Annotated in this window: 22 protein-coding genes; 15 read left to right on the top strand and 7 right to left on the bottom strand. The window is 56.3% G+C overall.

Annotated elements, in window-relative coordinates:
• Nucleotides 1-251: 251 nt before the first annotated feature.
• From ygjG to ACMGGE_RS19870, 9 genes are all read left to right on the top strand, one after another.
• Complete coding sequence (gene ygjG, locus ACMGGE_RS19910) at nucleotides 252-1,631, top strand: putrescine aminotransferase (protein ID WP_262811147.1); 1,380 nt, start codon at nucleotides 252-254, stop codon at nucleotides 1,629-1,631.
• A gap of 546 nt (nucleotides 1,632-2,177) precedes the next feature.
• Nucleotides 2,178-2,726: a fimbrial protein BcfA gene (locus ACMGGE_RS19905; protein WP_048028925.1), complete on the top strand. Its 549-nt coding sequence runs from the start codon at nucleotides 2,178-2,180 to the stop codon at nucleotides 2,724-2,726.
• Between the two features lie 154 nt (nucleotides 2,727-2,880).
• Nucleotides 2,881-3,588: a fimbria/pilus periplasmic chaperone gene (locus tag ACMGGE_RS19900; RefSeq protein WP_048028923.1), complete on the top strand. Its 708-nt coding sequence runs from the start codon at nucleotides 2,881-2,883 to the stop codon at nucleotides 3,586-3,588.
• A gap of 47 nt (nucleotides 3,589-3,635) precedes the next feature.
• Nucleotides 3,636-6,254 (top strand): fimbrial biogenesis usher protein, encoded by a 2,619-nt coding sequence (locus ACMGGE_RS19895; protein WP_420294075.1) that lies wholly within the window; start codon nucleotides 3,636-3,638, stop codon nucleotides 6,252-6,254.
• Nucleotides 6,255-7,271 (top strand): fimbrial protein, encoded by a 1,017-nt coding sequence (locus ACMGGE_RS19890; protein ID WP_420294074.1) that lies wholly within the window; start codon nucleotides 6,255-6,257, stop codon nucleotides 7,269-7,271.
• 10 nt (nucleotides 7,272-7,281) lie between these two features.
• Complete coding sequence (locus tag ACMGGE_RS19885) at nucleotides 7,282-7,824, top strand: fimbrial protein (protein WP_420290365.1); 543 nt, start codon at nucleotides 7,282-7,284, stop codon at nucleotides 7,822-7,824.
• A 9-nt stretch (nucleotides 7,825-7,833) separates the two neighbouring features.
• Nucleotides 7,834-8,364: a fimbrial protein gene (locus ACMGGE_RS19880; RefSeq protein WP_080474243.1), complete on the top strand. Its 531-nt coding sequence runs from the start codon at nucleotides 7,834-7,836 to the stop codon at nucleotides 8,362-8,364.
• Complete coding sequence (locus ACMGGE_RS19875; protein ID WP_063622476.1) at nucleotides 8,357-9,067, top strand: molecular chaperone; 711 nt, start codon at nucleotides 8,357-8,359, stop codon at nucleotides 9,065-9,067. Before ACMGGE_RS19880 ends, ACMGGE_RS19875 begins: the two co-directional genes overlap by 8 nt.
• Before the next feature lie 32 nt (nucleotides 9,068-9,099).
• The gene (locus tag ACMGGE_RS19870; RefSeq protein ID WP_420294073.1) at nucleotides 9,100-9,726 is read left to right on the top strand and encodes a hypothetical protein; all 627 of its coding nucleotides are present in this window, start codon (nucleotides 9,100-9,102) and stop codon (nucleotides 9,724-9,726) included.
• A 53-nt stretch (nucleotides 9,727-9,779) separates the two neighbouring features.
• Here ACMGGE_RS19870 and lsrG read toward each other — a convergent pair whose 3' ends face one another.
• Genes lsrG through lsrA form a run of 6 tightly spaced genes read right to left on the bottom strand, consistent with a single transcriptional unit; the run spans nucleotide 9,780 to nucleotide 15,465 of the window.
• On the bottom strand, nucleotides 9,780-10,073 hold the full coding sequence (gene lsrG, locus ACMGGE_RS19865) for a (4S)-4-hydroxy-5-phosphonooxypentane-2,3-dione isomerase (RefSeq protein WP_003862606.1): 294 nt from the start codon (nucleotides 10,071-10,073) through the stop codon (nucleotides 9,780-9,782).
• The gene (gene lsrF, locus ACMGGE_RS19860) at nucleotides 10,070-10,957 is read right to left on the bottom strand and encodes a 3-hydroxy-5-phosphonooxypentane-2,4-dione thiolase (RefSeq protein WP_032653516.1); all 888 of its coding nucleotides are present in this window, start codon (nucleotides 10,955-10,957) and stop codon (nucleotides 10,070-10,072) included. Before lsrF ends, lsrG begins: the two co-directional genes overlap by 4 nt.
• An 11-nt stretch (nucleotides 10,958-10,968) precedes the next feature.
• Nucleotides 10,969-11,970, bottom strand: coding sequence for an autoinducer 2 ABC transporter substrate-binding protein LsrB (gene lsrB / locus ACMGGE_RS19855; RefSeq protein ID WP_045910054.1), 1,002 nt, complete (start codon nucleotides 11,968-11,970; stop codon nucleotides 10,969-10,971).
• A gap of 1 nt (nucleotide 11,971) precedes the next feature.
• The gene (lsrD, locus tag ACMGGE_RS19850; protein ID WP_420294072.1) at nucleotides 11,972-12,949 is read right to left on the bottom strand and encodes an autoinducer 2 ABC transporter permease LsrD; all 978 of its coding nucleotides are present in this window, start codon (nucleotides 12,947-12,949) and stop codon (nucleotides 11,972-11,974) included.
• Nucleotides 12,950-13,981: an autoinducer 2 ABC transporter permease LsrC gene (gene lsrC / locus ACMGGE_RS19845; RefSeq protein ID WP_167213330.1), complete on the bottom strand. Its 1,032-nt coding sequence runs from the start codon at nucleotides 13,979-13,981 to the stop codon at nucleotides 12,950-12,952.
• Entirely contained in the window at nucleotides 13,978-15,465 is a 1,488-nt protein-coding gene (lsrA, locus tag ACMGGE_RS19840) for an autoinducer 2 ABC transporter ATP-binding protein LsrA (RefSeq protein WP_420294197.1), read from the bottom strand. The genes lsrC and lsrA overlap by 4 nt, the downstream gene beginning before the upstream one ends.
• 215 nt (nucleotides 15,466-15,680) lie before the next feature.
• On the opposite strand from lsrA, the gene lsrR reads away from it, so the two are divergent.
• From lsrR to ACMGGE_RS19825, 3 genes are all read left to right on the top strand, one after another.
• On the top strand, nucleotides 15,681-16,652 hold the full coding sequence (gene lsrR, locus ACMGGE_RS19835) for a transcriptional regulator LsrR (RefSeq protein ID WP_003862617.1): 972 nt from the start codon (nucleotides 15,681-15,683) through the stop codon (nucleotides 16,650-16,652).
• A 33-nt stretch (nucleotides 16,653-16,685) separates the two neighbouring features.
• Nucleotides 16,686-18,302, top strand: coding sequence for an autoinducer-2 kinase (gene lsrK / locus ACMGGE_RS19830; RefSeq protein WP_420294071.1), 1,617 nt, complete (start codon nucleotides 16,686-16,688; stop codon nucleotides 18,300-18,302).
• Between the two features lie 175 nt (nucleotides 18,303-18,477).
• On the top strand, nucleotides 18,478-20,499 hold the full coding sequence (locus ACMGGE_RS19825) for an NADPH-dependent 2,4-dienoyl-CoA reductase (protein ID WP_235403231.1): 2,022 nt from the start codon (nucleotides 18,478-18,480) through the stop codon (nucleotides 20,497-20,499).
• A gap of 90 nt (nucleotides 20,500-20,589) precedes the next feature.
• Here the strand turns inward: ACMGGE_RS19825 and rlmG are convergent, their stop codons facing one another.
• Nucleotides 20,590-21,726, bottom strand: a complete 1,137-nt coding sequence (gene rlmG / locus ACMGGE_RS19820) for a 23S rRNA (guanine(1835)-N(2))-methyltransferase RlmG (protein WP_420294070.1) — start codon at nucleotides 21,724-21,726, stop codon at nucleotides 20,590-20,592.
• Between the two features lie 83 nt (nucleotides 21,727-21,809).
• On the opposite strand from rlmG, the gene ACMGGE_RS19815 reads away from it, so the two are divergent.
• The 3 genes from ACMGGE_RS19815 to ACMGGE_RS19805 all read left to right on the top strand — a co-directional run bounded on the left by ACMGGE_RS19815 (nucleotide 21,810) and on the right by ACMGGE_RS19805 (nucleotide 24,599).
• Entirely contained in the window at nucleotides 21,810-22,313 is a 504-nt protein-coding gene (locus ACMGGE_RS19815; protein ID WP_111967431.1) for a YgjP-like metallopeptidase domain-containing protein, read from the top strand.
• A gap of 70 nt (nucleotides 22,314-22,383) precedes the next feature.
• Entirely contained in the window at nucleotides 22,384-23,382 is a 999-nt protein-coding gene (locus ACMGGE_RS19810; RefSeq protein ID WP_045910061.1) for a Gfo/Idh/MocA family protein, read from the top strand.
• Between the two features lie 251 nt (nucleotides 23,383-23,633).
• The gene (locus tag ACMGGE_RS19805) at nucleotides 23,634-24,599 is read left to right on the top strand and encodes a TerC family protein (RefSeq protein ID WP_021242367.1); all 966 of its coding nucleotides are present in this window, start codon (nucleotides 23,634-23,636) and stop codon (nucleotides 24,597-24,599) included.
• The last annotated feature ends 214 nt before the right edge of the window (nucleotides 24,600-24,813 follow it).

Raw genomic sequence — 24,813 nt, 5'->3', positions numbered from 1 at the left:
CATGACCCGTTAATGCCCGCTTAAGTCGCAGCGTATGCACTTCTTTAGTGCAGCGGCGCTTTTACCCCCTTCCTTATACTCTCTGCCCCGTACCGCTAAATCCCGTTTGGCTTCTATCGGCATGATTAAATATTGTGCAACATTATTTTAACCTGGCGTTTATCCCGATTTTCGTTAAGGCATCTGAAGTGGCGTAATCCCTGCAATACTTAAACCAGTATCATGTGATACGCGATCCCCGGGAGCACATTTTGAACAGGTTACCTTCCAGCGCCTCGGCTCTTGCCTGTACCGCGCACGCACTGAATCTCATTGAGAAGCGAACGCTTGATCATGAGGAGATGAAACAACTTAACCGAGAGGTCATCGATTACTTTAAAGAGCATGTCAATCCAGGGTTTCTGGAGTATCGCAAATCTGTTACCGCCGGCGGGGATTACGGAGCCGTAGAGTGGCAAGCGGGAAGTCTGAACACGCTTGTCGACACCCAGGGACAGGAGTTTATCGATTGCCTGGGAGGTTTTGGAATTTTCAACGTGGGGCACCGTAATCCAGTTGTGGTTTCCGCCGTACAGAATCAACTTGCGAAACAACCTCTCCATAGCCAGGAATTGCTCGACCCGCTTCGCGCCATGCTCGCGAAAACGCTGGCGGCCTTAACGCCCGGCAAACTGAAATACAGCTTCTTTAGCAACAGCGGCACGGAATCGGTCGAAGCGGCGATTAAGCTCGCCAAAGCGTACCAGTCGCCGCGCGGGAAATTCACCTTCATCGCCACCAGCGGCGCGTTCCACGGTAAATCCCTGGGCGCACTGTCGGCGACCGCGAAATCCACCTTCCGCAAACCGTTTATGCCACTGCTGCCGGGCTTCCGCCACGTGCCGTTCGGTGACATTCACGCCATGCGCACCGCACTGAGCGAATGCCGTAAAACCGGCGATGACGTGGCGGCGGTGATCCTGGAGCCGATTCAGGGTGAAGGCGGCGTCATCCTCCCTCCGCAGGGCTATTTGCCTGCCGTGCGTCAACTGTGCGATGAGTTTGGCGCGCTGCTGATCCTCGACGAAGTCCAGACCGGGATGGGGCGCACCGGCAAGATGTTTGCCTGCGAGCACGAGAACGTTCAACCGGACATTCTGTGCCTTGCGAAAGCGTTGGGCGGCGGCGTCATGCCGATTGGCGCAACGGTGGCTACCGAAGAGGTGTTCTCGGTGCTGTTCGACAATCCGTTCCTGCATACCACCACCTTTGGCGGTAACCCGCTGGCCTGTGCGGCGGCGCTGGCGACCATCAACGTGCTGCTGGAGCAAAACCTGCCTGCGCAGGCGGAGCAAAAAGGCGACATGCTGCTGGACGGCTTCCGCCAGCTGGGCCGTGAATTCCCGGATTTGATCCAGGATGCGCGCGGCAAAGGGTTGCTGATGGCCATTGAGTTTGTTGACAACGAAATCGGCTACAGCTTCGCGAGCGAGATGTTCCGCCAGCGGGTGCTGGTGGCCGGCACGCTCAACAACTCAAAAACCATCCGCGTGGAACCCCCGCTGACGTTGACGATTGAGCAGTGTGAGCAGGTGCTGAAAGCGGCGCATAAAGCGCTGGTGGCGCTGCGGGTAAAAGTGGAAGAAATATAATTATTCCTCTTTTCTTTTGTACGGTCCGGGAACAGAGTTGACAGATATTGACTTCATTCCCGGACCGTACAGCTTTCGCAAGAAGAGGTGACGTTAGCGCCGACGCGAATCATTTCAATTTGTAATCAAGTATTCCATAATGAAAATGAATAGCCTCTTCCCTTGACGTGTAATTTCAGCCCAAAATTAAATATTTAATCTTTACTGTAAGACAACGCTTAATAATACACTCCAATTATCAATCTCAGCGATACAAACCCGTAAAATTTCACCGCGGCGAGTATTTACCGTACTAATTCATATTAAAAATTAATAAAGATAAAGTTAAAAATACATTTAGAATTTCTAATTTAAAATGAGAAACCAACAGATTGATATAATATTTATCAGCGCATAAAATAATTCCCCGGAACATCACGAGAATGTGCGAAACATATTTATTGTATAATGCTGTATATCATGGCTTTTTAAACCAGCATTATTTGATTCAGGTATTTACAATTTTGTTTCAACTTGACAGAGAACTGTTTATTTAAAAGGATTTGTATGAAAAAGCATGTCTTAGCAATGGTTGTTGCTGCCACAATGGCAAGCGCTGTAACCATGAATGCACAAGCGGAAAGCACAACGGTAACGGTAAGTGGCGGTACCGTTAACTTCGTAGGTCAGGTTGTGAATGCAGCGTGTTCAGTCGCTGCAGACTCCGTCGACCAGACCGTAATTCTTAGCCAGGTTCGTACCGTAAAACTGACTGAAAGCGGAATGCTGGCCAATCAGAAAGAAGATTTCCACATCAAGCTGGAAGACTGCGACACGTCCGTGAGCCAAAATGCTGCCGTCATTTTTAACGCCCAGCAGGATGCCACTCAGCCGGGTGCGATGGCGAATACAGCGGGTGCAGGGTCTGCGCTGAACGTTGCTCTGCAACTGTTTGGCCCTGACGGTAAAAAACTTGACCTGGGAACCACGTCTTCAGCGATCGGTCTGATTAACGGTGAAAATATCATTCCACTGAGCGTTGACTATATCGCGACTGGCGCGGCAACACCGGGTAACGTAGCGTCTACGGCAACCTTCCAGATGGTTTATTCCTGATCTGGACGGAAGGTTGTTGAACCTCCTTCACGCCCCGGTGTGAAGGAGGTTTTTTCAATGTAAACACGCATTTTTATATGTATTGAATACAGAGGATTAAACGAAATACGGTGTCCTGTGTATTCAGTTATATATTTAAGAAAGTGAAATATAAATGACACGAATTACTCCAGCAACTTTTATCAGCCAGCTGATTACTCATTCTTTCTTATTAGCCGCTTCAATGCTGACTATGGCTCACGCTGGTGGTATCGGCCTTGGCGCAACGCGAATCATTTATCCGCAGGGTGATAAGCAGATTTCGTTGCCTGTTACGAATACTTCCGAGAACAATGCCTTTTTAGTGCAATCCTGGGTAGCAAATGCTGACCAGTCTAAATCTCAGGATTTTATTGTTACTCCCCCACTTTTTGTGATGCATCCAAAAAAAGAAAACACTGTGCGAATAATGTACGCTGGACCGGATCTGCCTACGGACAGAGAAAGCGTCTTTTTTTTCAACAGTAAAGCCATCCCGGCGGTCGATAAAAGCAAGTTGCAGGGAAATACGCTGCAGATTGCCACCCAAAGCGTTATTAAGCTTTTTATTCGTCCTAAAAAGTTACCGACGCCGTCCATTGATGCGCCAAAGACGCTGCGTTGCGCGCTGGCTAACGGCAAACTGACCATCAAAAACCCATCGCCTTATTACGTTTCTCTGGTTCAACTCAAAGTCGGAAGCGCGAAATTAACAAACACAATGGTTTCGCCCATGAACAGTCTGGTCATTGATCTCCCGGCAGGAAGCGGGAGCCAGGTGAGTTTCCAGACGGTTAATGATTTTGGTGCTACCACACCTGTTCAGTCATGCCCTGGAGCATAACGTTCCCGAAAAAACACGAACATAGCGCGTTGAAGCAGGCAGGAAAAATGAAGTGTCGTAAGTATCAGACAAGGATTGTCATTCATCGTTTGGCCCCTCTCACACTGGCCATGCTCGGTGCCTTATCATCCGTTAGCGCGGATGCAAACTATTATTTCAACCCTGCCTTCCTCTCAAGCGATCCTGCTGCGGTTGCGGATTTATCCCGTTTTAGTACTTCAGGTCAGGCGCCCGGGGTTTACCGCGTAGACGTCTGGCTGAATGACAATTTTATCGCCACGCGCGACATCACCTTTAATATTCGTAAGGTGTCAAAACCCACAGATGATGATACGGGGCTCGCGCCCTGTTTATCGCTCAAATCACTGGATGCAATGGGCGTTAATGTCGATGCATTTCCAGGCTTGAAAGACGAAAAAGAGAGCCAGTGTGCGGACTTACCTTCTGCCATCCCTGCGGCCAGCACCCTTTTTGATTTTGAACGGCAACGCCTGGATATCAGCATCCCGCAAGCTGCGCTGCGTAATAACGCACGTGGTTATATTCCTCCAGAACAATGGGATGAAGGGATCAATGCCCTGTTGCTGAATTACGACTTCACGGGTTCACACAGCCGTAATAGCGGCGATCATGGTTCGACAACCGATAACTACTTTTTGGGAATGAACAGCGGGTTTAACCTGGGTCCCTGGCGACTGCGGGATTTTTCCACATGGAACTACAGCAACAGCGGTTCAGAGACTTACACAGACTGGCAGCACATTAAAACCTACGTTGAACGTGCCGTTATCCCACTGAAGAGCAAGCTCACAATAGGTGAAAATTACACAACGTCGGATATTTTCGATAGCCTGCCGTTTCGGGGAGTGCAGATCAATTCGGATGAAAACATGCTGCCGGATAGCATGAAGGGTTTTGCCCCCACCATTCGCGGGATCGCGAAATCCAATGCGCAGGTGACGGTTAAACAAAACGGTTACACCATCTATCAAAGCTATGTCCCGCCAGGCGCATTTGCGATTACCGATCTTTACCCCACCTCATCCAGCGGCGATTTGAATGTCGAGGTAAAAGAATCTGACGGTACGATCAACAGTTACTCCGTACCCTATTCTGCGGTTCCGGTTTTACAGCGTGAAGGTAGCGTAAAATATTCCGCTACCGCTGCCCGTTATCGCAGTAGCAGCGATCAGCAAGAGGACGTGAACTTTGTCCAGGGGACGCTCATCTGGGGTTTACCCAAAGGGTTTACGGTTTATGGCGGTTCTCAGCTGACGGAAAAATACGCCGCCTTTGCCGCCGGTTCCGGCGTAAACCTGGGTAACTTTGGTGCTGTCTCGGCCGATTTCACCCATGCCCAAAGCGAACTGAGCGACGGTAGCTCACACAGCGGGCAATCAATACGTTTTTTATATGCAAAATCGCTGAACAACGTTGGAACCAACTTTCAGCTGTTAGGTTATCGCTACTCAACATCCGGTTTTTATACGCTGGATGAAACCACCTATAAGCAGATGAAAGGGTATATCGGCCAGGACGATCCGAATAACGGCACCGAAGACCATGAGCCCGTGTGGACTGATTATTACAATCTCTACTACACCAAACGCGGTAAGTTACAGGCCAATATTTCCCAGCAATTGGGTCAGGCCGGGTCGATTTTCCTCAACGGTAGTCAGCAAACATACTGGCATACCGATGAAAAAAACACGCTTCTGCAGTTAGGCTATAGCGGAACGGCAGCAGGCGTGAGCTATAACCTGACGTATAACTACAATAAAGCGCCAGGCATGAGCAACAGCGATCGCATTTATTCGTTAACGCTCTCATTCCCGCTTAATCTCTGGCTCCACCCGGGTGGAGACGTGACCAAACGTTTAAACAGCATTTATACCACTTACGGCATGAGCGCCGATGATAATGGCAGGGTTACCAACACAGCGGGCATTAACGGAACGCTGCTTGAGGATAATAACCTGAGCTACAGCGTTCAGCAGGGTTATCAAAATCAGCATGCCGGTGCCAGCGGTAGCGTCAGCGCGGAATATGATAGCGCCTACGGTAATGCGAACCTGGGGTACAACTACAGTAATAACGGCGATTACCAACAGATAAACTATGGCCTCAGCGGCGGTATTGTCGCCCACCGCAATGGCATTACCTTGAGCCAGCCGTTAGGCGATACCAATGTCCTGATCGCAGCGCCAGGCGCAAGCAACGTTAAGGTTGAAGACGGACCCGGGATCCACACTGACTGGCGAGGCTATGCCGTTGTGCCGTACGCCAGCGCATACCACCGTAACCGTATGGCGCTGAATACCAACTCCCTGAGCGACGACCTGGACATTGACGAGGCCGTTACCCAGGTTGTTCCCACCCAGGGTGCCCTTGTACGCGCGACCTTCAAAGCCCGCTCCGGCAATCGTGCCATGATCTCATTAATTCATAACGGTCAACCGGTGCCCTTTGGTGCCATTGTCACGCGCGGTGATGAAGGTGGAGACACGATTGTAGGCGAGAACGGCGAAGCTTATTTGTCAGGGCTGGGCTCAACAGGCACCCTGACGGCGCAATGGGGCGACACCCGCGATAAAAAATGTATTGCGATCTATAAGCTAACTGAAACAAAGCAGTCCCTCGTGCGTTTAAAAGCGGAGTGCCGATAGGTGAAATTACGTATTTTTATTTTATTACTGAGTCTTATCACGTCAGCGAAAAGCCTGGCGGTGATCTGCCATAATTTTTCAAATAGCATTACGATTGTAAATTACGATCTGTCAACGACGTTGACCAAAGAAGAAAACCAGCTGGGAAAGGCTGTTGAACTGATTAAGTCACAGGATGTGGGCGTCGAAGCCATATGCGCGCAACACCCTGACGGGGATTCTCGAACCTATCGTTCATACCGAAGCCCCTTTCCGGTTATCTTCACAGAAGATCAGTGGAAATATATGAGCCTCGATCCAACCTATATCGCGGGCGCGATGCGCATTACCGACTCTGATATTGGTGATTATTATCCCCCTGCGGATTACATCCATATGGGGAAAGACTGGAGGGTCGATAGAGAAGATCTTAACGAACCCTTTTCAGTATATGATTCCAATCTGGTGTTCAGAATAAAAATTGTCAAACCGTTTATTGGCACGGTGATTATCCCCAATAAAGTGATGTTCAATGTTTATGTTACAACAACGAACACTGACCCGCTGAATACTATTGTTTATCAAATTACGTACAACGGCGCCGTAACCGTGCCGCAAAACTGCGTCATTAATGCGGGACAGGTGATCACTGTTGACCTGGGAAAACTAAACAGTTCTTCATTCACGACCGTCGGTGAGAAGCCGTATAACGCGCCGGTAAAAACCTTTAACGTTCCTGTCGAATGTAATGCGGACGTGATATCACCCGCGCATCTCACGCTTCGACTGGTGGCAACAGCAGACACGCACGTTAGCCAGGCGCTTGCAACCGATAATAAAGATGTTGGCGTCGTGGTAACCAACGAAAATGGCACCGTCATGATCCCTAACGACACGTCCAGTGTCGCTGATTTTATTACTGATGATACGGGCCATGCCGATGTAACGTTAAAAACCTACCCTATCAGCACCACAGGCAATGCTCCAGCAGAAGGTGTTTTCACAGCTCTGGCATGTTTACGTATCGATTTTGCGTAAGGGGTGAATAATGAAAATCGTTTATTTTTTCCCGCTGGCGATGCTGTTTTCCGGAATGCCGGTCACCTATGCGGATGATGGCGCGTCAATTAACCTCCAGATATTCGGCACCATTATTGGTGAGTCTTGTGATGTTGATGTGAACAGTAAAGAACAAACGGTTGATCTGGGCGACTTTGACGCATCGGAATTTCCAGTACTGGGAACAACGTCGCCAGAAAAAGCGTTTACCATCGACCTGAATAATTGTTCACGTGCCATCCAGGGAACAAAAGTCTGGTTCAGCGGTACGCCCGATAGTAATAATCCCGATCTGTTAGCCCTGAGCGACACGGGTAAAGGCACGGCCACCGAAATGGCGACCGGCGTTGGCGTAGAGCTTCTCAATGCCGAACTGAATCCAATCAAGATAAATAATGTGGAATCAGCAATCTATCCGTTAAAGCAAGGCGATAATAGCCTGACGTTTAATTTACGGTATAAATCCACTCTGCCAGCGGTTACGCCTGGGAATGCAACGGCCATTATGTATTTTGATTTGCTCTATCAGTAGGATGCGGAAATGAAAAAAAAATTAACAATGATATTCACCGCGCTTTTTCTGGTGGCATTGTTTTCTGAATGTACACTGGCGCACGACGGTACAATTTATATCACTGGCGTTATCCATAAAAAGACGTGCACTATCGCGCCTGACTCACAGACGCTGACAGTCCCAATGGACAGCGTTCAAAGCCTCTACTTCACCCAACCGGGTATGGGGGCCGATTATCACCCGTTTGCCATTAATGTGGAAAACTGTGCCGGAACAGAAGGCTCCGTCAGTATTACCTTTGATGGCACACCCGACACGGCAAACCCCGATTTGCTAACGCTCATCGGCGGTGAAGGCTATGCGACGGGCATCGGTGTAGGTATTTACAATCAGGACAAATCGCTGATTTCCATCGGAAGTAAAAGCCAGGACGTCTTGATTATCCCTCATCAAAGCGACGCCATTCTGCATTTTTACGCCCGCTACATTGCCACTGCCAGTACCGTCACCACGGGGACGGCAAATGCGACGACGACATTTATTCTTAATTATGCGTGAACGTTTATTCCCGGCGACGATGCTGCTTCTCTTTTTATTCTCGATGACCGTGCCCCAGGCAAGGGCAGGGGTCACGATCGGTGGAACACGTTTTGTCTATCCGGAACGAGAGAAATCAATCAGTTTTTCTGTCCGTAACCCTTCTGACGCTTCTTACCTGATCTACACCAAAGTCGAGCCAGGCGGCCTCTGGGCAGGCTCTGAAACCCCGCCCGGGTTGCAATCGGCATTTGTCGCCACGCCACAGCTGTTTTCATTGCATCCTGAACGTGAAAATACGGTTCGCCTGATATTTACGGGAGGCGTCATACCTGAAGATCGCGAAACGCTGTTCACGTTAAGCGTTTCGGCCATTCCTTCTGCGAACAAGCACTCCGCAGGCGTTCAGACTGCAGTGCGTTCACGCTTTAAACTTTTTTATCGCCCCGCCGGGCTCACCGGTAATCCTGATGATGCTTATCAGGCTCTACGCTGGTCGCGAAGCAAAAGTAAGGTCGTCGTGTATAACCCGACGCCTTATTACATCACGCTTTATCAGCTCAGCCTCGGGGGGAAGAACATACCCGACGGCGGCGTTGTCGCCCCTTTTAGCAAGCGCGAGCTCGAAGGCTGTAAAGACGCCGCGCTGTGCCAGGTACGCTGGCAAACGATTAATGACTATGGCCGCATTATGCCTGTTCGAATGCAAACACTTTTGCCGTAGTCCAGTTCTTACTCTTTTTACGGAATAATAGTATGAAAGTCCCTACCGTCCTTTGTCGCCTTTCAGTCCCCCTTGCTGCGGCACTTGTTTTCTCCACCGCAACGCAGGCAGAGCCCGCCACGCCCCAGCAGATCGAGCAAACAGGAAAAGCGGCAGAAGCCTATTTCGCTGCACACCCTGAAAAAATAGGGGAAATTGTCTCGACCTATCTTGCCGAGCATCCTGAGTTTTTGGTTGCGGCGGGCGAAAGCCTTCGCCAGCGCCAACAGATAGCCCAGCAGCAAGCCATGGTGCAAAATGCCGTGATCCATCGCGATCGGTTACTTGCCGCCGGCGATCCCGTCGTCGGCCCCGTTGACGCAAAAGCCGCCGTGGTGGCTTTCGTGGAGGAAAACTGTGTGAACTGCAACATCACACAAGAGCTTATCCATGCCAATCCGGATGTGCGTTTTATCTTTAAAAAATTGCCTTCAGCCGGGTCGGCAAACAAAGCATTACAGGAAAACGTGACGCTAGTGAAGCAGATCGGTTTTACCAACATGCCAGCGTTTGTCGTTTTGCCTCAGGAAAAAGATCCTGTCATTCAGCGCATTAGCGTTATGTCCGGCAGCGTTTCTGCTGATGCATTAATCATGGCGATTCAGAAAGCCAAAGGATAGCCCGAACGCTTTTCTTTCCGATGACGCGCAAAAGCACGTCATCGGACACGAGGTTACTCCGGCAACAGCCCGACGAAGCTGCGTTTTTTGCGCGGCTCCGACATCAGCTCCTCAAGCTTGTCCACGCACGCCAGGTAGTGCGGGGTTTGCTTATGCGCCAGCACCGCCTCTTCGTCTTTGTAGGCCTCGTAGATAAAGAACCGGGTTTTCACGCGTGGGTCCTGCAACACGTCAAAGCGCAGGTTCCCCGGCTCCTTGATTGCGCCTTCGTGGTTGGCGCGAAACACCTCCAGAAACTCGTCTACCCGCTCGGGCTTAATGTTGATCTCCACCAGCGTCACATTCATTTTGCTTCTCCCTGTTTCTCTTCCTGCCAGAACTGGAACGCATCGCGGGCATTCCAGTTCTCGTGAACCACTTTTTTCACCGCCTTCAGCATGGCGAGCGGCGCGCTGGACTGGAAGATGTTGCGCCCCATGTCCACGCCCGACGCGCCCTGGTCAATCGCGCGCCAGCACATCTCCAGCGCCTCGTGCTCCGGCAGCTTTTTGCCCCCGGCGATGACGATCGGCACCGGACAGCTGGCGGTCACTTTTTCAAAGCCTTCATCCACATAGTAGGTTTTGACGAACTGCGCACCCATTTCGGCGGCGATGCGGCTGGCCAGCGAGAAATAGCGCGCGTCCCGCGCCATCTCTTTCCCCACGCCCGTCACCGCCAGCGTCGGCATGCCGTAGCGCGCCCCCGCGTCCACCAGCTTGATGATGTTATTAATCGACTGATGCTCAAACTCGCTGCCGATATAGACCTGTGCCGCCACCGCGCAGACGTTCAGGCGCAGGGCATCTTCCATCGCCACCGCCACGCATTCGTTGGACAGTTCCCCCAGGATTGAGTTACCGCCGGAGGCGCGCAGCACGACTGGTTTATTGGTCGCAGCAGGCACCTGGCTCCTGAGGATGCCGCGGGTACACATCAGCACGTCGGTTTCACCAAACAGCGGCGCAATGGAGAGATCGATACGCTCAAGGCCGGTGGTCGGCCCCTGAAAGTAGCCGTGGTCAAAGGCCAGCATCACCGTACGGTTGCTCTGCGGGTTGAAGATGCGTGCCAGGCGGGACTGCATGCCCCAGTCCAGCGAGCCACAGCCCTTCAGCGTGAACGGCACATTCTGCTGCGGCGTGCCGATGCCAAAATCCTTACCGTCTTTGATATCGTCTAAATCAGCCATTTGCTCCCCCGTCAGAAATCGTATTTGCTGATGTTCTCTTTGGTGAACACCACCCGCTCCGGCAGCAGCACGATGCCGTTGCCCTTCGCCTCATACTGGTAGCCCTGCACGCTGTTCGGCTCGACCTTCAGCGCCCCGATGTTTTTTACGTCCACGCTGTCGCCGACGTTAAGATCGCCTTTTTTCAGCAAACGATCGGCGACATTGACCGCAATTTTGCCTTGTTGCACCACATCCCAGAGGCCAAAGGCCTTCACCGTGCCGCGCTCAACGTACGGACGCATCACGTTTGGCGTGCTGAACCCGACAATCGCCACCCCTTCCCGCTTCAGGTTTTCCGCCGCCTGCGCCGCGGCAGGCAGGGCGTTGGCGTCCGGGGCGATGATCGCATCCAGATCCGGATACGCTTTTAAGATCCCCTCGGCGGTTTGCAACGATTTGGTGGCGTCGTTATAGCCAAACTGGGTGGTGACGACCTGCCACTGCGGATGATCTTTCTCGATTTTGGCCTTCGCCTCTTTCACCCACTGGTTCTGGTCAGTCACGGTCGGGCTGGAGTAGAAGAACGCCACTTTGGCATTCGGTTTAGTGACCTGCTTGCCCGCCATTTCCACCAGCAGGCCACCCAGCTGTTCCGGCGTCCCCTGGTTGATGTAGATGCTGCGACACTCCGGTTTGGTGTCGGAGTCCCAGGTCAGAACCTTAACGCCGCGCTGCATCGCACGCTTCAACGCCGGACACAATCCGTCCGGCGACACGGCGGAGACGATGATGGCGTTATAGCCCTGGTTGACGAAGTTATTGATGAGCTGCACCTGGCCGGAGACGCTCGGCTCGGTCGGACCGTCATAGGTGACGTCCACGCCAAGATCTTTCCCCGCCTCTTTCGCGCCGTTGCCGCCGCTGGTGAAGAAGCCGACGCCCACCAGCTTCGGGATAAAGGCAATGCGGTCCGCCGCCTGCGCCGAAGCGAAGCTGAGAGCCATTGCCAGGACGAGCAGTTTTGTTTTCATCTTACGCTCCGGATAGTTTTCTAAAGAGAGATCGCACCCATTCGCGGTGCAGACTCAGCGAACGTCCCATCACCACCACAACCAGCAGCGCCCCTGACAGCGCGCTCGATACCTGGTTTGGGATGCCGACCATCTGTAACCCCTGCTGCAGATACCCCACCAGCAGCGCCGCCAGCGCCGTACCGACAACCGAACCTGAACCGCCGTAGATATTGGCCCCGCCGAGCACGGCGGCGGTGAGCGCGGGCATCAGTAAATCGCGCCCCATATCCGAACGCGCGGAGCCGAAATAGGAGACCATTACCAGCGCGGCAATCGCGGAGGCTACGCCCACCAGTCCGTACAGCGCGTAGGGCATGCCGTTCACCGACAGCGCCGCATAGCGCGCCGCGCGCGGATTCTGCCCAATCAGGAACAGATGGCGCCCAAAGCGCCCGCGGTGGGTAATGAGCCAGAAGAAGACGGTGATAGCCGCGAACAAGACCAATGGGATCGGCAGGCCAAATACCGTGAGGTTAGCGAAGGCGGTAAAGCTGTCCGGGAAGCCGCCGATGCCTTCGTAGCCCGTGGCCCCCGCCATGCCGGAGAGCAGCAGCGCCCCGCCGCCGTAAAGGTAGAGCGTGCCGAGGGTAATCACCAGCGGGCTAATGCCGGTGTAGTGGATCAGCGCCGCGTTTACCAGCCCGCACATCAGTCCCAGCAGCAACGTCAGCGGAACGGCGACCGCCATCGGCCACCCGGCCTGCATCATCACCCCCAGCGCAATCGCGCACATGCCGATGGTCGAGCCGAGGGAGATGTCGATCCCGCCACTGATAATCACCAGCGTCAGCGGCAGCGCCACGATGCCAATGCAGATAAAATCGCTGGTGCTGAATAACAGCATGTTGATGTCGAGCATGCGCGGGTTGATGGCGCCGAAGAGCAGGATCTCCAGCACCAGCAAAATGAGCAGCGCGATTTCCCAGTTAAGCCTCATTTACGCCACCTCTTTTTTGCGTTTGGGAAAGGGGGTGACATGCTTTCCCCCTTTGTTACCCGGCTGGAAGCGACCGTACTTCAGCGCCCGCTGATGGCGCGCCAGCGCCTGGCGCAGACGCCCGTCGAGCACCAGCACGCCCAGCAGCACCAGCCCGGCGATAAAGTCATTCCACCAGGCAGGAAGCCTGAACAGCACCAGCACGGTGTCGATTTGGGTGAGGAAGAACGCGCCGAGCAACGCGCCGATCAGCGTGCCCGTGCCGCCCAGCAGTGAAATGCCACCCAGTACGCAGGCGGCGATGGCCTTCATCTCCAGCCCGCTGCCGGTCTGGTTGGGCACAAAACCAATCTGTGCGGCAAAGACAATCCCGGCGCAGGCCGCCAGCATGCCGTTGAGGGTAAAGGCGATCATGCGGGTGCGGTTCACCGCTACGCCCAGCTGGCGCGCGGCGGCGAGGTTATCCCCCACCGCGTAGAAATCACGCCCGAACGCGGTGCGCGACAGCGTCCACGCGCCGGTGACCACGATAATCAACACCACCATGCCAAGGGGCGACACGCCGATGGCCGCAGGCTCAGAGAGCGATTTCAGCCCCGGCGGCAGCCCCTCAATCCACTTTCCGCCGGTCCAGAGCAGCATCGCTCCACGGTACAGCCCCAGCGTGCCGAGGGTGGCGACGATCGCCGGGATGCGCAGCCCCACCACCAGCAACCCGTTGAACGCCCCGGCCAGCGCGCCAACCATGAGCGCGAAGAGAATGGAAACCGGCAGGCTGTAGCCGCTGTTGAGCGCCACGCCGACGGCAATGGCGGAGAGCCCGACCGTGGAGCCGACGGAGACATCGATATTGCGGGTCAGCATTACCAGCGCCGCGCCGATGGCCAGCAGGATCAGGATCTGCGAGCTGGCGAAAATCATCCCCAGCGTCTGCAGGCTGAAGTAAGAGGGATTAAGCGCCACCAGCACGGCGAACAGCGCCAGAATGGCGAGAAACGCGCTCAGCTCGCGGTTTTTCAGTAAGATCTTCATGCTTGCCCTCCGAACGCCAGCGCCATCATGCGATCGAGGCTGACGGCATGGCGCGGCAGCTCGCCGCTGAGCACGCCCTGGTGCATCACCAACACGCGGTCCGCGAGGCCCGGAAACTCATCAAGATCGCTTGAGATCATCAGTACCGCCACGTTCTGCGCCGCCACGCTTTTGATGAGCTGGTAGATATCGGCGCGCGCCGAGACGTCCACGCCGCGCGTCGGTTCATCGACGATCAGCAGTAAAGGATTGGCCTCCAGACAGCGCGCCAGCAGCACTTTCTGCTGGTTGCCGCCGGAGAGCGTGCGCACGGTTTGATCCGCATGGTTGAGCTTGATCCCCAGCGCCCGGTGATAGCGCTCCACTACCGCAGACTCCCGCTTGCGCTGCTGCCAGAGCGACGGCTCGTTCAGCGCCACGGTGTTCCAGCGGATCGGCGCGTCGAGGAACAGGCCGGACACCTGCCTGTCTTCCGGCAGGTAGACCAGGCCTCTGTTTAGTCTCGAGCGCACCGGCTCGTTGGCGATCTCCTGGTTCTCCAGCCAGATGCGTCCCCCGCGTACCGGCCGCAGGCCGTAGAGGGTTTCGGCAAACTCGGTACGTCCGGATCCCACCAGCCCTGCCAGGCCGACGATCTCCCCGGCGTAGATCTCAAGGCTCAGATCGATAAACCCTTCCCCGGTGAGATCCTCCACCCGCAGCACCGGAAAGTCCTGCGGCTGGGTGCGACGGTTGCCCGGCAGCGCCAGCCACAGCTTTTGCGTATCGCTCAGGGATTTCTCCCGGCTCACCGGCGTCATGGCGGCAATCAGGGCGTTATCGTCGAACTGCGCGGTTTCCCCGCTCAGCACCACCGCGCCGTCGCGCATCACCGAGACGTGGCTCGACAGCACGCGAATTTCCGGCAGCTTGTGCGAGATAAACACGAGCCCGACGCCGAGCGCCTGCAGCGCGCGGATCTGGCGGAACAGCCGTTCGGTTTCGCCCGGCGTGAGGGAGGCCGTGGGCTCGTCGAGGATCAGGATCCTGGCGTTGCGCATTAATCCGCGCAGGATCTCCACCATCTGCTGATCCGCCACTTCCAGGGTGCTGGCGGCGGCGTCGAGGTTGAGCTGGCACTGCAGCTGCTCAAGTTTCTCCGCCAGCTGCTTTTCCCGATCGCGGTCGCGCGGCAGGCGGAACAGGATATTTTCCCGCACCGTCAGGTTAGGGAACAGCAGCGGCTCCTGCGGCACCAGGTAAATGCCGAGCCTGTGCGCCTGCACGGGCGTCAGCCGCGCATATGACTGCCCCTCGACGGAAAGTTCACCATCATCCGGCGTCTCGACCCCGGCGATGATCTTCATCAGCGTCGATTTTCCCGCGCCGTTTCCGCCCATCAGCGCGTGCACCTGGCCCGCAAGCAGCGTGAAATCAATGCCTTTTAGAACCGGCACGCCTGAGAACTGCTTGCTGATATTCCGCGCGTCGAGAAGTGAGGTCATCATCGCTCCGCTATTGAACAAATGATTTTTAGATTTAATAATGTTCAAAAGCGTAGACGGTGAACTATATTTACAACCGTGCAGGGATCACAGTTTTATCGATTGAGATTCAGATAAACCAGAAACGATCGAAATGATCCGTTTTGTCGCGTGGCTCACACTTTCCCTTCGCGCCATTACGAACATATGATCTAAATTTTTATAAGAGTTCAACTATGAGCGATAAACGCACTGCGGAAGAAGGACGGTTTGCCGGGCTGGCGCTGGCGGAAGAGGAGCTGGTGGCGCGCGTGGCATGGTGTTACTACCACGACGGGCTGACCCAGAACGATATCGGCGAACGCCTCGGGCTGCCGCGATTAAAAATCTCCCGTCTGCTGGAGAAAGGCCGTCAGTCCGGAGTGATCCGCGTGCAGATCAACTCCCGCTACGAGGGCTGTCTGGCGCTGGAAACCGAGCTGCAGCAGCGCTTTGGCCTGAAGCTGGTGCGCGTGATGCCTGCCTTAAATACGCCGCCGATGAACGTGCGGCTGGGCATTGGCGCAGCGCAGTCGCTGATGGGCGTGCTGGAACCCGGCCAGCTGCTGGCGGTGGGGTTCGGTGAAACCACCATGAGCAGCCTGCAGCACCTGAGCGGATTTATCAGCTCACAGCAGATCCGCCTCGTGACGCTCTCCGGCGGCGTCGGGCCGTACATGACCGGTATCGGCCAGCTGGACGCGGCCTGCAGCGTCAGTATGATCCCCGCCCCGCTTCGCGTGTCATCCGCAGAGGTGGCCGGGATCTTAAAACGCGAAACCAGCGTGCGGGACGTGATCCTCGCGGCCACCGCCGCCGACGTCGCAGTGGTGGGTATTGGTTCAGTCAACCAGCGCCGTGATGCCACGATCCTGCGCTCCGGCTACATCAGCGAAGGTGAACAGCTGATGTACGCCCGCAAAGGCGCGGTCGGCGATATTCTCGGTTATTTCCTCAATGCCGAAGGGGAGTGCGTCGAGGAGCTGGAGATCCATAAAGAATTACTCGGCGTCTCGCTTGATGAGCTGGCGCAACTGCCCACCATCGTTGGCGTGGCCGGAGGGGAAGAGAAAGCCGATGCGATTTATGCCGCACTGAAGGGTCGCCGTATCAATGGCCTGGTGACGGAGGAGACGACAGCCCGCGCGGTGCTGGCTCTGGCCAAGTGAGAGCCCGCCCTGCGCTAACAGCGAGGCAAGCTCATGAGTTACCTTTTAGCGTTAGATGCAGGGACCGGCAGCGTTCGCGCCGTGATTTTCGATTTGCAGGGCAACCAGATTGCCGTCGGCCAGGCCGAGTGGAAGCACCTGAGCGTGGAGAACGTGCCGGGCTCGATGGAGTTCGACCTCGACACCAACTGGCGGCTGGCCTGCCAGTGCATTCATCAGGCGCTGACGCGCGCGAATCTGGGCGCGGCGGATATTCAGTCCGTCGCCTGCTGCTCCATGCGCGAAGGGATAGTGCTTTACGACCGCAACGGCGAGGCCATCTGGGCCTGCGCCAACGTTGACGCCCGCGCCAGCCGCGAGGTGGCGGAACTCAAAGAGATCCACGACAACCATTTTGAATCCGAAGTGTATGACGTCTCCGGCCAGACGCTGGCGCTGAGCGCGATGCCGCGCCTGCTGTGGCTGGCACACCATCGTCCGGATATTTACCGCAGCGCCGCCACTATCACCATGATCAGCGACTGGCTGGCAGCGAAGCTCTCCGGCGAGCTGGCGGTCGACCCGTCTAACGCGGGCACCACCGGCATGCTGGATCTCTTCTCCCGCGACTGGCGTCCGGCGCTGCTGGACATGGCCGGGCTGCGCGCCGATATTCTCTCCCCGGTAAAAGAGACCGGCACCGTGCTGGGCGCTATCACCCGAGAGGCCGCACAGCAAAGCGGCCTGCGCGAAGGCACGCCGGTGGTGATGGGCGGCGGCGACGTGCAGCTGGGCTGTCTGGGTCTGGGGGTAGTCCGCGCCGGACAAACGGCGGTGCTGGGCGGGACCTTCTGGCAGCAGGTCGTGAACCTGCCGCAGGTGCGCACCGACCCTGGTATGAACATTCGGGTGAACCCGCACGTGATTCCCGGCATGGCGCAGGCGGAGTCGATCAGCTTCTTTACCGGGCTGACCATGCGCTGGTTCCGCGACGCCTTCTGCGCCGAGGAAAAGCTGATTGCCGAGCGGATGGGGATGGACACCTATTCTCTGCTGGAAGAGATGGCCAGCCGGGTGCCGGCGGGCTCCCACGGGGTGATGCCAATCTTCTCCGACGCCATGCATTTTAAGCAGTGGTACCACGCCGCGCCGTCGTTTATTAATCTCTCCATCGACCCGGAAAAATGCAATAAAGCGACGCTGTTCCGCGCCCTGGAGGAGAACGCGGCGATCGTCTCGGCCTGTAACCTGGCGCAGATTTCCCACTTCTCCGGCGTGACGTTTGAAAGTCTGGTCTTTGCGGGCGGGGGCTCGAAAGGTGCGCTGTGGAGTCAGATTTTAAGCGACGTCACCGGCCTGCCGGTGCGCGTGCCGGAGGTCAAAGAGGCTACGGCGCTGGGCTGCGCCATTGCAGCAGGCGTTGGCGCGGGGCTGTTTGCCGATATGGCCTCGACGGGCGAGCGACTGGTGAAATGGAGCCGCGAATTCACGCCAAACCCGGTACATCGCGAACTGTACGACGGCATGATGCAGAAATGGCAGGCGGTATATGCAGACCAGCTCGGGTTGGTGGATAGCGGGCTGACGACGTCGATGTGGCAGGCACCGGGGTTAGTAAAAACCCATACCCCTCACCCCATAGGGGAGAAGGAAAAAACCAGATCGAACTGATTCTTTAAGGCCGCACCGGCCAGTCCCCTCTCCCCTCAGGGGAGAGGGTTAGGGTGAGGGGAAGTTCTTTGAGATCTATCACAATCATTCGATCCCGCTTTTACCTTTCCGCTGCCGCTGGCTAAATTAGTAACTCATCCGACCACATAACAATAATTTTACACTGGAAGAGACTATGAGCCGCTACCCGTCGTTATTCGCCCCCCTCGATCTGGGGTTCACCACACTCAAAAACCGCGTGTTGATGGGCTCGATGCACACCGGGCTGGAGGAGCATCCGGACGGGGCCGAGCGTCTGGCAGCCTTCTATGCCGAACGCGCCCGCCATGGGGTAGCGCTGATCGTCACCGGCGGCGTGGCCCCTGCCCCTTCCGGCGTCGGCATGGAGGGCGGCGCGGTGCTGAACGATGCGTCACAGCTGCCGCACCATCGCATTGTGACCGACGCGGTACACAACGAGGGCGGTAAAATCGCCCTGCAAATTCTGCACACCGGACGCTACAGCTATCAGCCGAATCTGGTCGCGCCATCGGCCATTCAGGCGCCGATTAACCGCTTCACTCCGCATGCCCTGAGCCACGACGAGATCTTGGCGCTGATTGACGACTTCGCCCGCTGCGCGGCGCTGGCGCGTGAAGCGGGCTACGACGGCGTTGAGGTGATGGGGTCTGAAGGCTATCTGATTAACGAGTTTCTGGCCGCCCGCACCAACCAGCGCGACGACGAATGGGGCGGCGACTATGCCCGCCGGATGCGCTTTGCTGTAGAAGTCGTGCGCGCCGTGCGCGAACGCGCGGGCGCGGATTTTATTATCATCTTCCGCCTGTCGATGCTCGACCTGGTGGAGGGCGGCGGCACGTTTGACGAAACCGTGCAGCTGGCGCAGGCGATAGAAGCCGCGGGGGCCACCATTATCAACACCGGCATCGGCTGGCACGAGGCGCGCATTCCGACCATCGCCACGCCGGTGCCGCGCGCGGCGTTCAGCTGGGTGACGCGCAGGCTGAAAGGGAAAGTGTCTGTTCCGCTGGTCACCACCAACCGCATTAACGATCCGCAGGTGGCGGACGATGTGATTTCACGCGGCGATGCCGACATGGTCTCGATGGCGCGCCCGTTCCTGGCCGATGCCGAGCTGCTGTCCAAAGCGCAAAGCGGCCGTGCGGATGAGATCAACACCTGCATCGGCTGTAATCAGGCGTGCCTGGATCAGATCTTCGTCGGGAAAGTGACCTCCTGCCTCGTCAACCCGCGCGCCTGCCACGAAACCAAAATGCCGGTGATCCCGGCGACAGCGAAAAAACGCCTGGCGGTTGTCGGCGCAGGGCCTGCGGGCCTGGCGTTTGCGGTCAATGCCGCCTCGCGCGGCCACAGCGTGACGCTGTTTGATGCGCTGGGGGAGATTGGCGGGCAGTTTAATATCGCCAAACAGATCCCCGGCAAAGAGGAGTTCTACGAAACGCTGCGCTACTACCGCCGGATGATCGAGCTGACGGGCGTCGAGCTGCGGCTTAACCAGTTTGTCCACGCGGCGGATCTGACTGATTTCGATGAGGTGATCCTGGCGAGCGGGATCGTACCGCGCACGCCTGCGATCGAGGGTATCGATCATCCAAAAGTGCTGAGCTATCTCGACGTGCTGCGTGACAAAGTACCGGTTGGCGAGAAGGTGGCGATTATCGGCTGCGGCGGGATCGGCTTTGATACCGCCATGTATTTGAGCCAGCCGGGCGAGGCGACCAGCCAGAACATTGCCGAGTTTTGCGTCGAATGGGGCATTGATACCAGCCTCAGCCAGTCCGGCGGACTGCGCCCCGAAGGGCCGCAGCTGCCAAAAAGCCCGCGCCAGATCGTGATGCTGCAGCGTAAAGCCAGCAAGCCGGGCGAAGGGCTGGGCAAAACCACCGGCTGGATCCACCGCGCTACCCTGCTCTCACGCGGGGTGAAGATGATCCCGGCGGTCAGCTATCAGAAGATCGACGACGAGGGGCTGCACGTCACGATCGGCGGCGAGCCGCAGCTGCTGCGCGTGGATCATGTCATTTTGTGCGCCGGGCAGGAGCCAAAGCGCGATCTGGCGGATCCGCTGCGCGAGGCCGGTAAAACGGTGCATCTGATTGGCGGGTGTGACGTGGCGATGGAGCTGGATGCGCGGCGCGCGATTGCGCAGGGGACGAAATTAGCTCTGATGATCTAGAACATTGCCGGGCGGCGCTGCGCTTGCCCGGCCTACGGGTTCGAGGCCATTGTAGGCCCGGTAAGCGAAGCGCCACCGGGCAAAACAATCTTAACGACGACGTCCCAGCTTCACCGACTTCAGCACCACAAACTTGTTATTCGTCGCAATGGTGACGCAGTTACCGAAAATCTTCTTCAGCTTGTGGAAGTAGTCCAGGTGGCGGTTCGCCACGATGTACAGCTCGCCGTTAATTTTCAGGCAGCGGCGCGCGTGGTGGAACATCTCCCAGGCGACGTTATCCGTCAGGGCGTGCTTCTGGTGGAACGGCGGGTTACAGAACACGGCGTTGAAGCGGAACGGCTCTACCCCCGACAGCGCGTTGTTGATCATAAACTCGCAGCGGTCCAGCACGTCCGGCAGGTTGGTTTCTACATTCAGACGGCTGGAGGCCACCGCCATCGGCGATTCGTCGCTGAACACCACGCTGGCTTCCGGGTTCTTCGCCAGCAGCGTCAGGCCAATCACGCCGTTGCCGCAGCCAAGATCGACAATCTCACCTTCCAGATTTTCCGGCAAATGTTCCATAAAGAAGCGCGCGCCGATATCCAGACCGGTGCGGGAGAAGACGTTCGCGTGGTTATGGATGGTCCAGTCTGTCCCTTCCAGCTTCCAGCTCAGCGTTTCTGGCGCGTCGGCCAGCTCAGGGGCGGCGAACGTACAGTTGATCAGGCGCGCTTTTTTCCAGGCCAGCGTGGTGGTGGTCGGGCCAAGGACTTTCTCGAACAGCTCCAGCGTCGAAGTATGAATATCGCGCGCTTTGGCACCCGCGATGATGCGGGTTTCTGGCGTGACGACCTTACGCAACGCGCGCAGCTGCTGCTCCAGCAGCGCCATGGTTTTTGGCACTTTGATCAGCACCACGCCCGGCGCCTGCGGGTAGTCTGCGGTGCTGTCGAGGAACTTCACGCTGGACTCTTCGATGTCGTTATGGCGAAGGTTTTCACGCGTCGCCAGCTCGCTCAGGTAGGAGTCGCCGATACTGTACGGCGTGTGTTCCGCCAGCGCACAGCCCAGGGCGCCAAACGCGTCATTCAGGATCAAAACCGGGCCGCGGATTTCAGTGTCATCCAACTGCTGCAGCAGATATTCATCCGCCGCTTCCCACGCCTGAAGCGGGTTAACGTCGTCCGTCTCCGGGAAACGTTTAAGGTTGAGTGAACGGAAACCGTTGTCTAAGTGGCTCATCGGCCCTCCTGAATGGTAAAATTTGGCGTATCCCTGAAAAGGGTGCGTGAGTATACCCGTTTTATTGTCGATTTGGGGCGTTGATGAACCAACTTACTTATCTCCAGGGCTACCCGGAACATTTACTGACTCAGGTTCGCAGCCTGATTGCTGAGCAGAAGCTGGGCGCGGTGCTGGAAAAACGCTACCCCGGCACCCACGATTTCGCGACCGATAAGGCCCTCTGGCAGTATACGCAGGATCTGAAAAACCGGTATCTGAAGAGCGCCCCGCCGATCAACAAGGTGATGTACGACAACAAGATCCACGTGCTGAAAAACGCGCTCGGCCTGCACACCGCCGTCTCCCGCGTGCAAGGCGGCAAGCTGAAGTCAAAGGCCGAAATCCGCGTCGCGACGGTTTTCCGCAACGCGCCGGAAGCCTTTCTGCGGATGATCGTCGTCCATGAGCTGGCACACCTGAAAGAAAAAGAGCACGACAAAGCGTTCTATTCCCTGTGCTGCCATATGGAGCCGCAATACCACCAGCTGGAGTTTGATACCCGTCTGTGGCTTACGCATTTATCGTTAAAAGGTAATGCGGAATAGCGCACGCGAATTGTCATGATGACGTGCTACAGTGGCTAAAGGTTCCCCGCTACGGAGTACGTAAACGTTTATGATACGTTTCGCAGTCATTGGAACGAACTGGATTACGCGCCAGTTCGTCGACGCCGCCCACGAAACCGGCAAACTGAAACTTACCGCAGTCTATTCCCGCAGCCTTGAGCAGGCGCAGAGTTTTGCCAACGACTACCTCGTCGAGCATCTCTTCACCTCGCTTGATGAGATGGCGCAAAGCGACGCCATTGACGCGGTCTATATCGCCAGCCCGAACTCCCTGCACTTCCCGCAAACGAAGCTATTCCTCAGCCATAAAAAGCATGTGATTTGCGAGAAGCCGCTGGCGTCGAACATCGATGAAGTCGAAGCCGCCATTGCGCTTGCCCGCGAAAACCAGGTGGTGCTGTTCGAAGCCTTCAAAACCGCCAGCCTGCCGAACTTCCTGCTGCTGCAGCAGTCCTTGCCGAAGGTGGGCAAAGTGCGTAAAGCGTTTATCAACTACTGCCAGTACTCGTCGCGCTACCAGCGCTATCTCGACGGCGAGAACCCGAACACCTTTAATCCGGCCTTCTCTAACGGCTCGATTATGGATATCGGTTTCTATTGCCTGGCCTCTGCCGTGGCCCTTTGGGGCGAGCCGCACGGCGTCACGGCCACCGCCAGCCTGCTGGAGAGCGGCGTGGATGCGCACGGTGTCGCGGTGCTGGATTACGGTGATTTCAGCGTGACGCTGCAGCACTCCAAGGTGAGCGACTCTGTCCTGCCGAGCGAAATTCAGGGCGAAGCGGGCTCGCTGGTTATCGAGAAGATCTCCGAGTGCCAGAAGGTGAGCTTTGTGCCGCGCGGCGGCAAAGCCCAGGAGCTGACGCAGCCTCAGCATATTAACACTATGCTCTATGAGGCAGAGGTCTTCGCCCGTCTGGTGGAAGACAACGAAGTGAATCACCCAGGCCTTGCGGTGAGCCGCACCACGGCGAAGCTGCAAACGGAGATCCGCCGTCAGACCGGCGTGGTGTTCCCGGCAGACGGCGTGAGCGCGGAAGTTATCGCGTAAAGCTGTGTAATGAAACGGCGCAGACCATTGACGAAGCCAATGGTCTGACATATTTTGTTACCTGCAAAGGGGAGTAACTTCTTCGTCGGTGGATCGTCATTACGATGCGTGCAATACCGCATCCGGTCGCCGGGCAACCCTCGTGGTTGTAAGTGAGACCTTGCCGGAAGGCGAGGTCTATGCATAAAAAGCTAACGGCTATCGTCTTCTGACCATGGCCGTTTTTGTTTTTTATGTGTAAGGAAAATAGTATGCATTCTGTCGGCACTCCCATGTTGTGGGGCGGATTCGCGGTTGTCGTGCTCATCATGCTGGCGATCGACCTCTTTTTACAGGGGCGTCGCGGCGCGCACGGCATGACCATGAAACAGGCTGCGGCCTGGTCGCTGGTGTGGGTCACCCTCTCCCTGCTCTTCTGTGCCGCCTTCTGGTGGTATCTGGCTTCGACCGAAGGCCGTGCGGTGGCCGATCCTCAGGCCCTCGCCTTCCTCACTGGCTATCTGATTGAAAAAGCCCTGGCGGTCGATAACGTCTTCGTCTGGCTGATGCTGTTCAGCTACTTCGCCGTACCTGCGGCCCTGCAGCGCCGCGTGCTGGTCTACGGCGTGCTGGGCGCGATTATCCTGCGTACCATCATGATCTTCGCTGGCAGCTGGCTGATAACCCAGTTCGAATGGCTGCTGTACGTCTTCGGCGCGTTCCTGCTGTTCACCGGGGTCAAAATGGCGCTGGCGAAAGAGGACGGCTCTGCGATTGGCGATCGCCCGCTGGTGAAGTGGATCCGCGGCCATCTGCGCATGACCGACAAGATCGAGAGCGAGCACTTCTTCGTACGCAAGAACGGCCTGCTGTTTGCCACCCCGCTGCTGCTGGTGTTGATCCTGGTTGAGCTGAGCGACGTGATTTTCGCCGTGGACAGCATTCCGGCCATTTTTGCGGTGACCACCGACCCGTTCATCGTCCTGACCTCTAACCTGTTCGCCATCCTCGGCCTGCGCGCCATGTACTTCCTGCTGGCAGGCGCGGCGGAGCGCTTCTCAATGCTGAAGTACGGCCTGTCGGTGATCCTGGTGTTTATCGGTATTAAAATGCTGATCGTCGATTTCTACCATATCCCGATCGCCATTTCGCTCGGCGTGGTGTTTGGCATTCTGATCGTGACGCTGATTATCAATACCTGGGTTAACCGCCAGCACGATAAGAAGCAACAGGCTTAGCGCGCTTTGCCCGGTGGCGCTGCGCTTACCGGGCCTACAACGACACCTCGTGGGCCGGGTAAGCGCAACGCCACCCGGCACTTTCGTTAATCAATAGTTAAAAAACATGACACAACACGTAAAATCCAGCATTTTACGCTTCCCTCCACAGACGCTTTCCCTATACTCGACCAGGCAAACATTTACTTACATCCGGACATAAATGTGACTAAGA

The sequence above is a fragment of the Enterobacter sp. BNK-22 genome (genome assembly GCF_048684805.1).
In the GTDB taxonomy this organism is placed as follows: domain Bacteria; phylum Pseudomonadota; class Gammaproteobacteria; order Enterobacterales; family Enterobacteriaceae; genus Enterobacter; species Enterobacter quasiroggenkampii.
Note: the sequence above shows the minus strand (reverse complement) of the source record. Positions and strands in the feature narration are given on the sequence as shown.

Excerpts from the sequence above, each read along its gene's own strand:
- ACMGGE_RS19905 (WP_048028925.1), top strand. The coding sequence starts at position 2,178 with ATGAAAAAGCATGTCTTAGCAATGGTTGTTGCTGCCACAATGGCAAGC.
- ACMGGE_RS19900 (WP_048028923.1), top strand. The coding sequence starts at position 2,881 with ATGACACGAATTACTCCAGCAACTTTTATCAGCCAGCTGATTACTCAT.
- ACMGGE_RS19895 (WP_420294075.1), top strand. The coding sequence starts at position 3,636 with ATGAAGTGTCGTAAGTATCAGACAAGGATTGTCATTCATCGTTTGGCC.
- ACMGGE_RS19885 (WP_420290365.1), top strand. The coding sequence starts at position 7,282 with ATGAAAATCGTTTATTTTTTCCCGCTGGCGATGCTGTTTTCCGGAATG.
- ACMGGE_RS19880 (WP_080474243.1), top strand. The coding sequence starts at position 7,834 with ATGAAAAAAAAATTAACAATGATATTCACCGCGCTTTTTCTGGTGGCA.
- ACMGGE_RS19875 (WP_063622476.1), top strand. The coding sequence starts at position 8,357 with ATGCGTGAACGTTTATTCCCGGCGACGATGCTGCTTCTCTTTTTATTC.
- ACMGGE_RS19870 (WP_420294073.1), top strand. The coding sequence starts at position 9,100 with ATGAAAGTCCCTACCGTCCTTTGTCGCCTTTCAGTCCCCCTTGCTGCG.
- lsrG (WP_003862606.1), bottom strand. The coding sequence starts at position 10,073 with ATGAATGTGACGCTGGTGGAGATCAACATTAAGCCCGAGCGGGTAGAC.
- lsrF (WP_032653516.1), bottom strand. The coding sequence starts at position 10,957 with ATGGCTGATTTAGACGATATCAAAGACGGTAAGGATTTTGGCATCGGC.
- lsrB (WP_045910054.1), bottom strand. The coding sequence starts at position 11,970 with ATGAAAACAAAACTGCTCGTCCTGGCAATGGCTCTCAGCTTCGCTTCG.
- lsrD (WP_420294072.1), bottom strand. The coding sequence starts at position 12,949 with ATGAGGCTTAACTGGGAAATCGCGCTGCTCATTTTGCTGGTGCTGGAG.
- lsrC (WP_167213330.1), bottom strand. The coding sequence starts at position 13,981 with ATGAAGATCTTACTGAAAAACCGCGAGCTGAGCGCGTTTCTCGCCATT.
- lsrA (WP_420294197.1), bottom strand. The coding sequence starts at position 15,465 with ATGACCTCACTTCTCGACGCGCGGAATATCAGCAAGCAGTTCTCAGGC.
- lsrR (WP_003862617.1), top strand. The coding sequence starts at position 15,681 with ATGAGCGATAAACGCACTGCGGAAGAAGGACGGTTTGCCGGGCTGGCG.
- lsrK (WP_420294071.1), top strand. The coding sequence starts at position 16,686 with ATGAGTTACCTTTTAGCGTTAGATGCAGGGACCGGCAGCGTTCGCGCC.
- ACMGGE_RS19825 (WP_235403231.1), top strand. The coding sequence starts at position 18,478 with ATGAGCCGCTACCCGTCGTTATTCGCCCCCCTCGATCTGGGGTTCACC.
- rlmG (WP_420294070.1), bottom strand. The coding sequence starts at position 21,726 with ATGAGCCACTTAGACAACGGTTTCCGTTCACTCAACCTTAAACGTTTC.
- ACMGGE_RS19815 (WP_111967431.1), top strand. The coding sequence starts at position 21,810 with ATGAACCAACTTACTTATCTCCAGGGCTACCCGGAACATTTACTGACT.
- ACMGGE_RS19810 (WP_045910061.1), top strand. The coding sequence starts at position 22,384 with ATGATACGTTTCGCAGTCATTGGAACGAACTGGATTACGCGCCAGTTC.
- ACMGGE_RS19805 (WP_021242367.1), top strand. The coding sequence starts at position 23,634 with ATGCATTCTGTCGGCACTCCCATGTTGTGGGGCGGATTCGCGGTTGTC.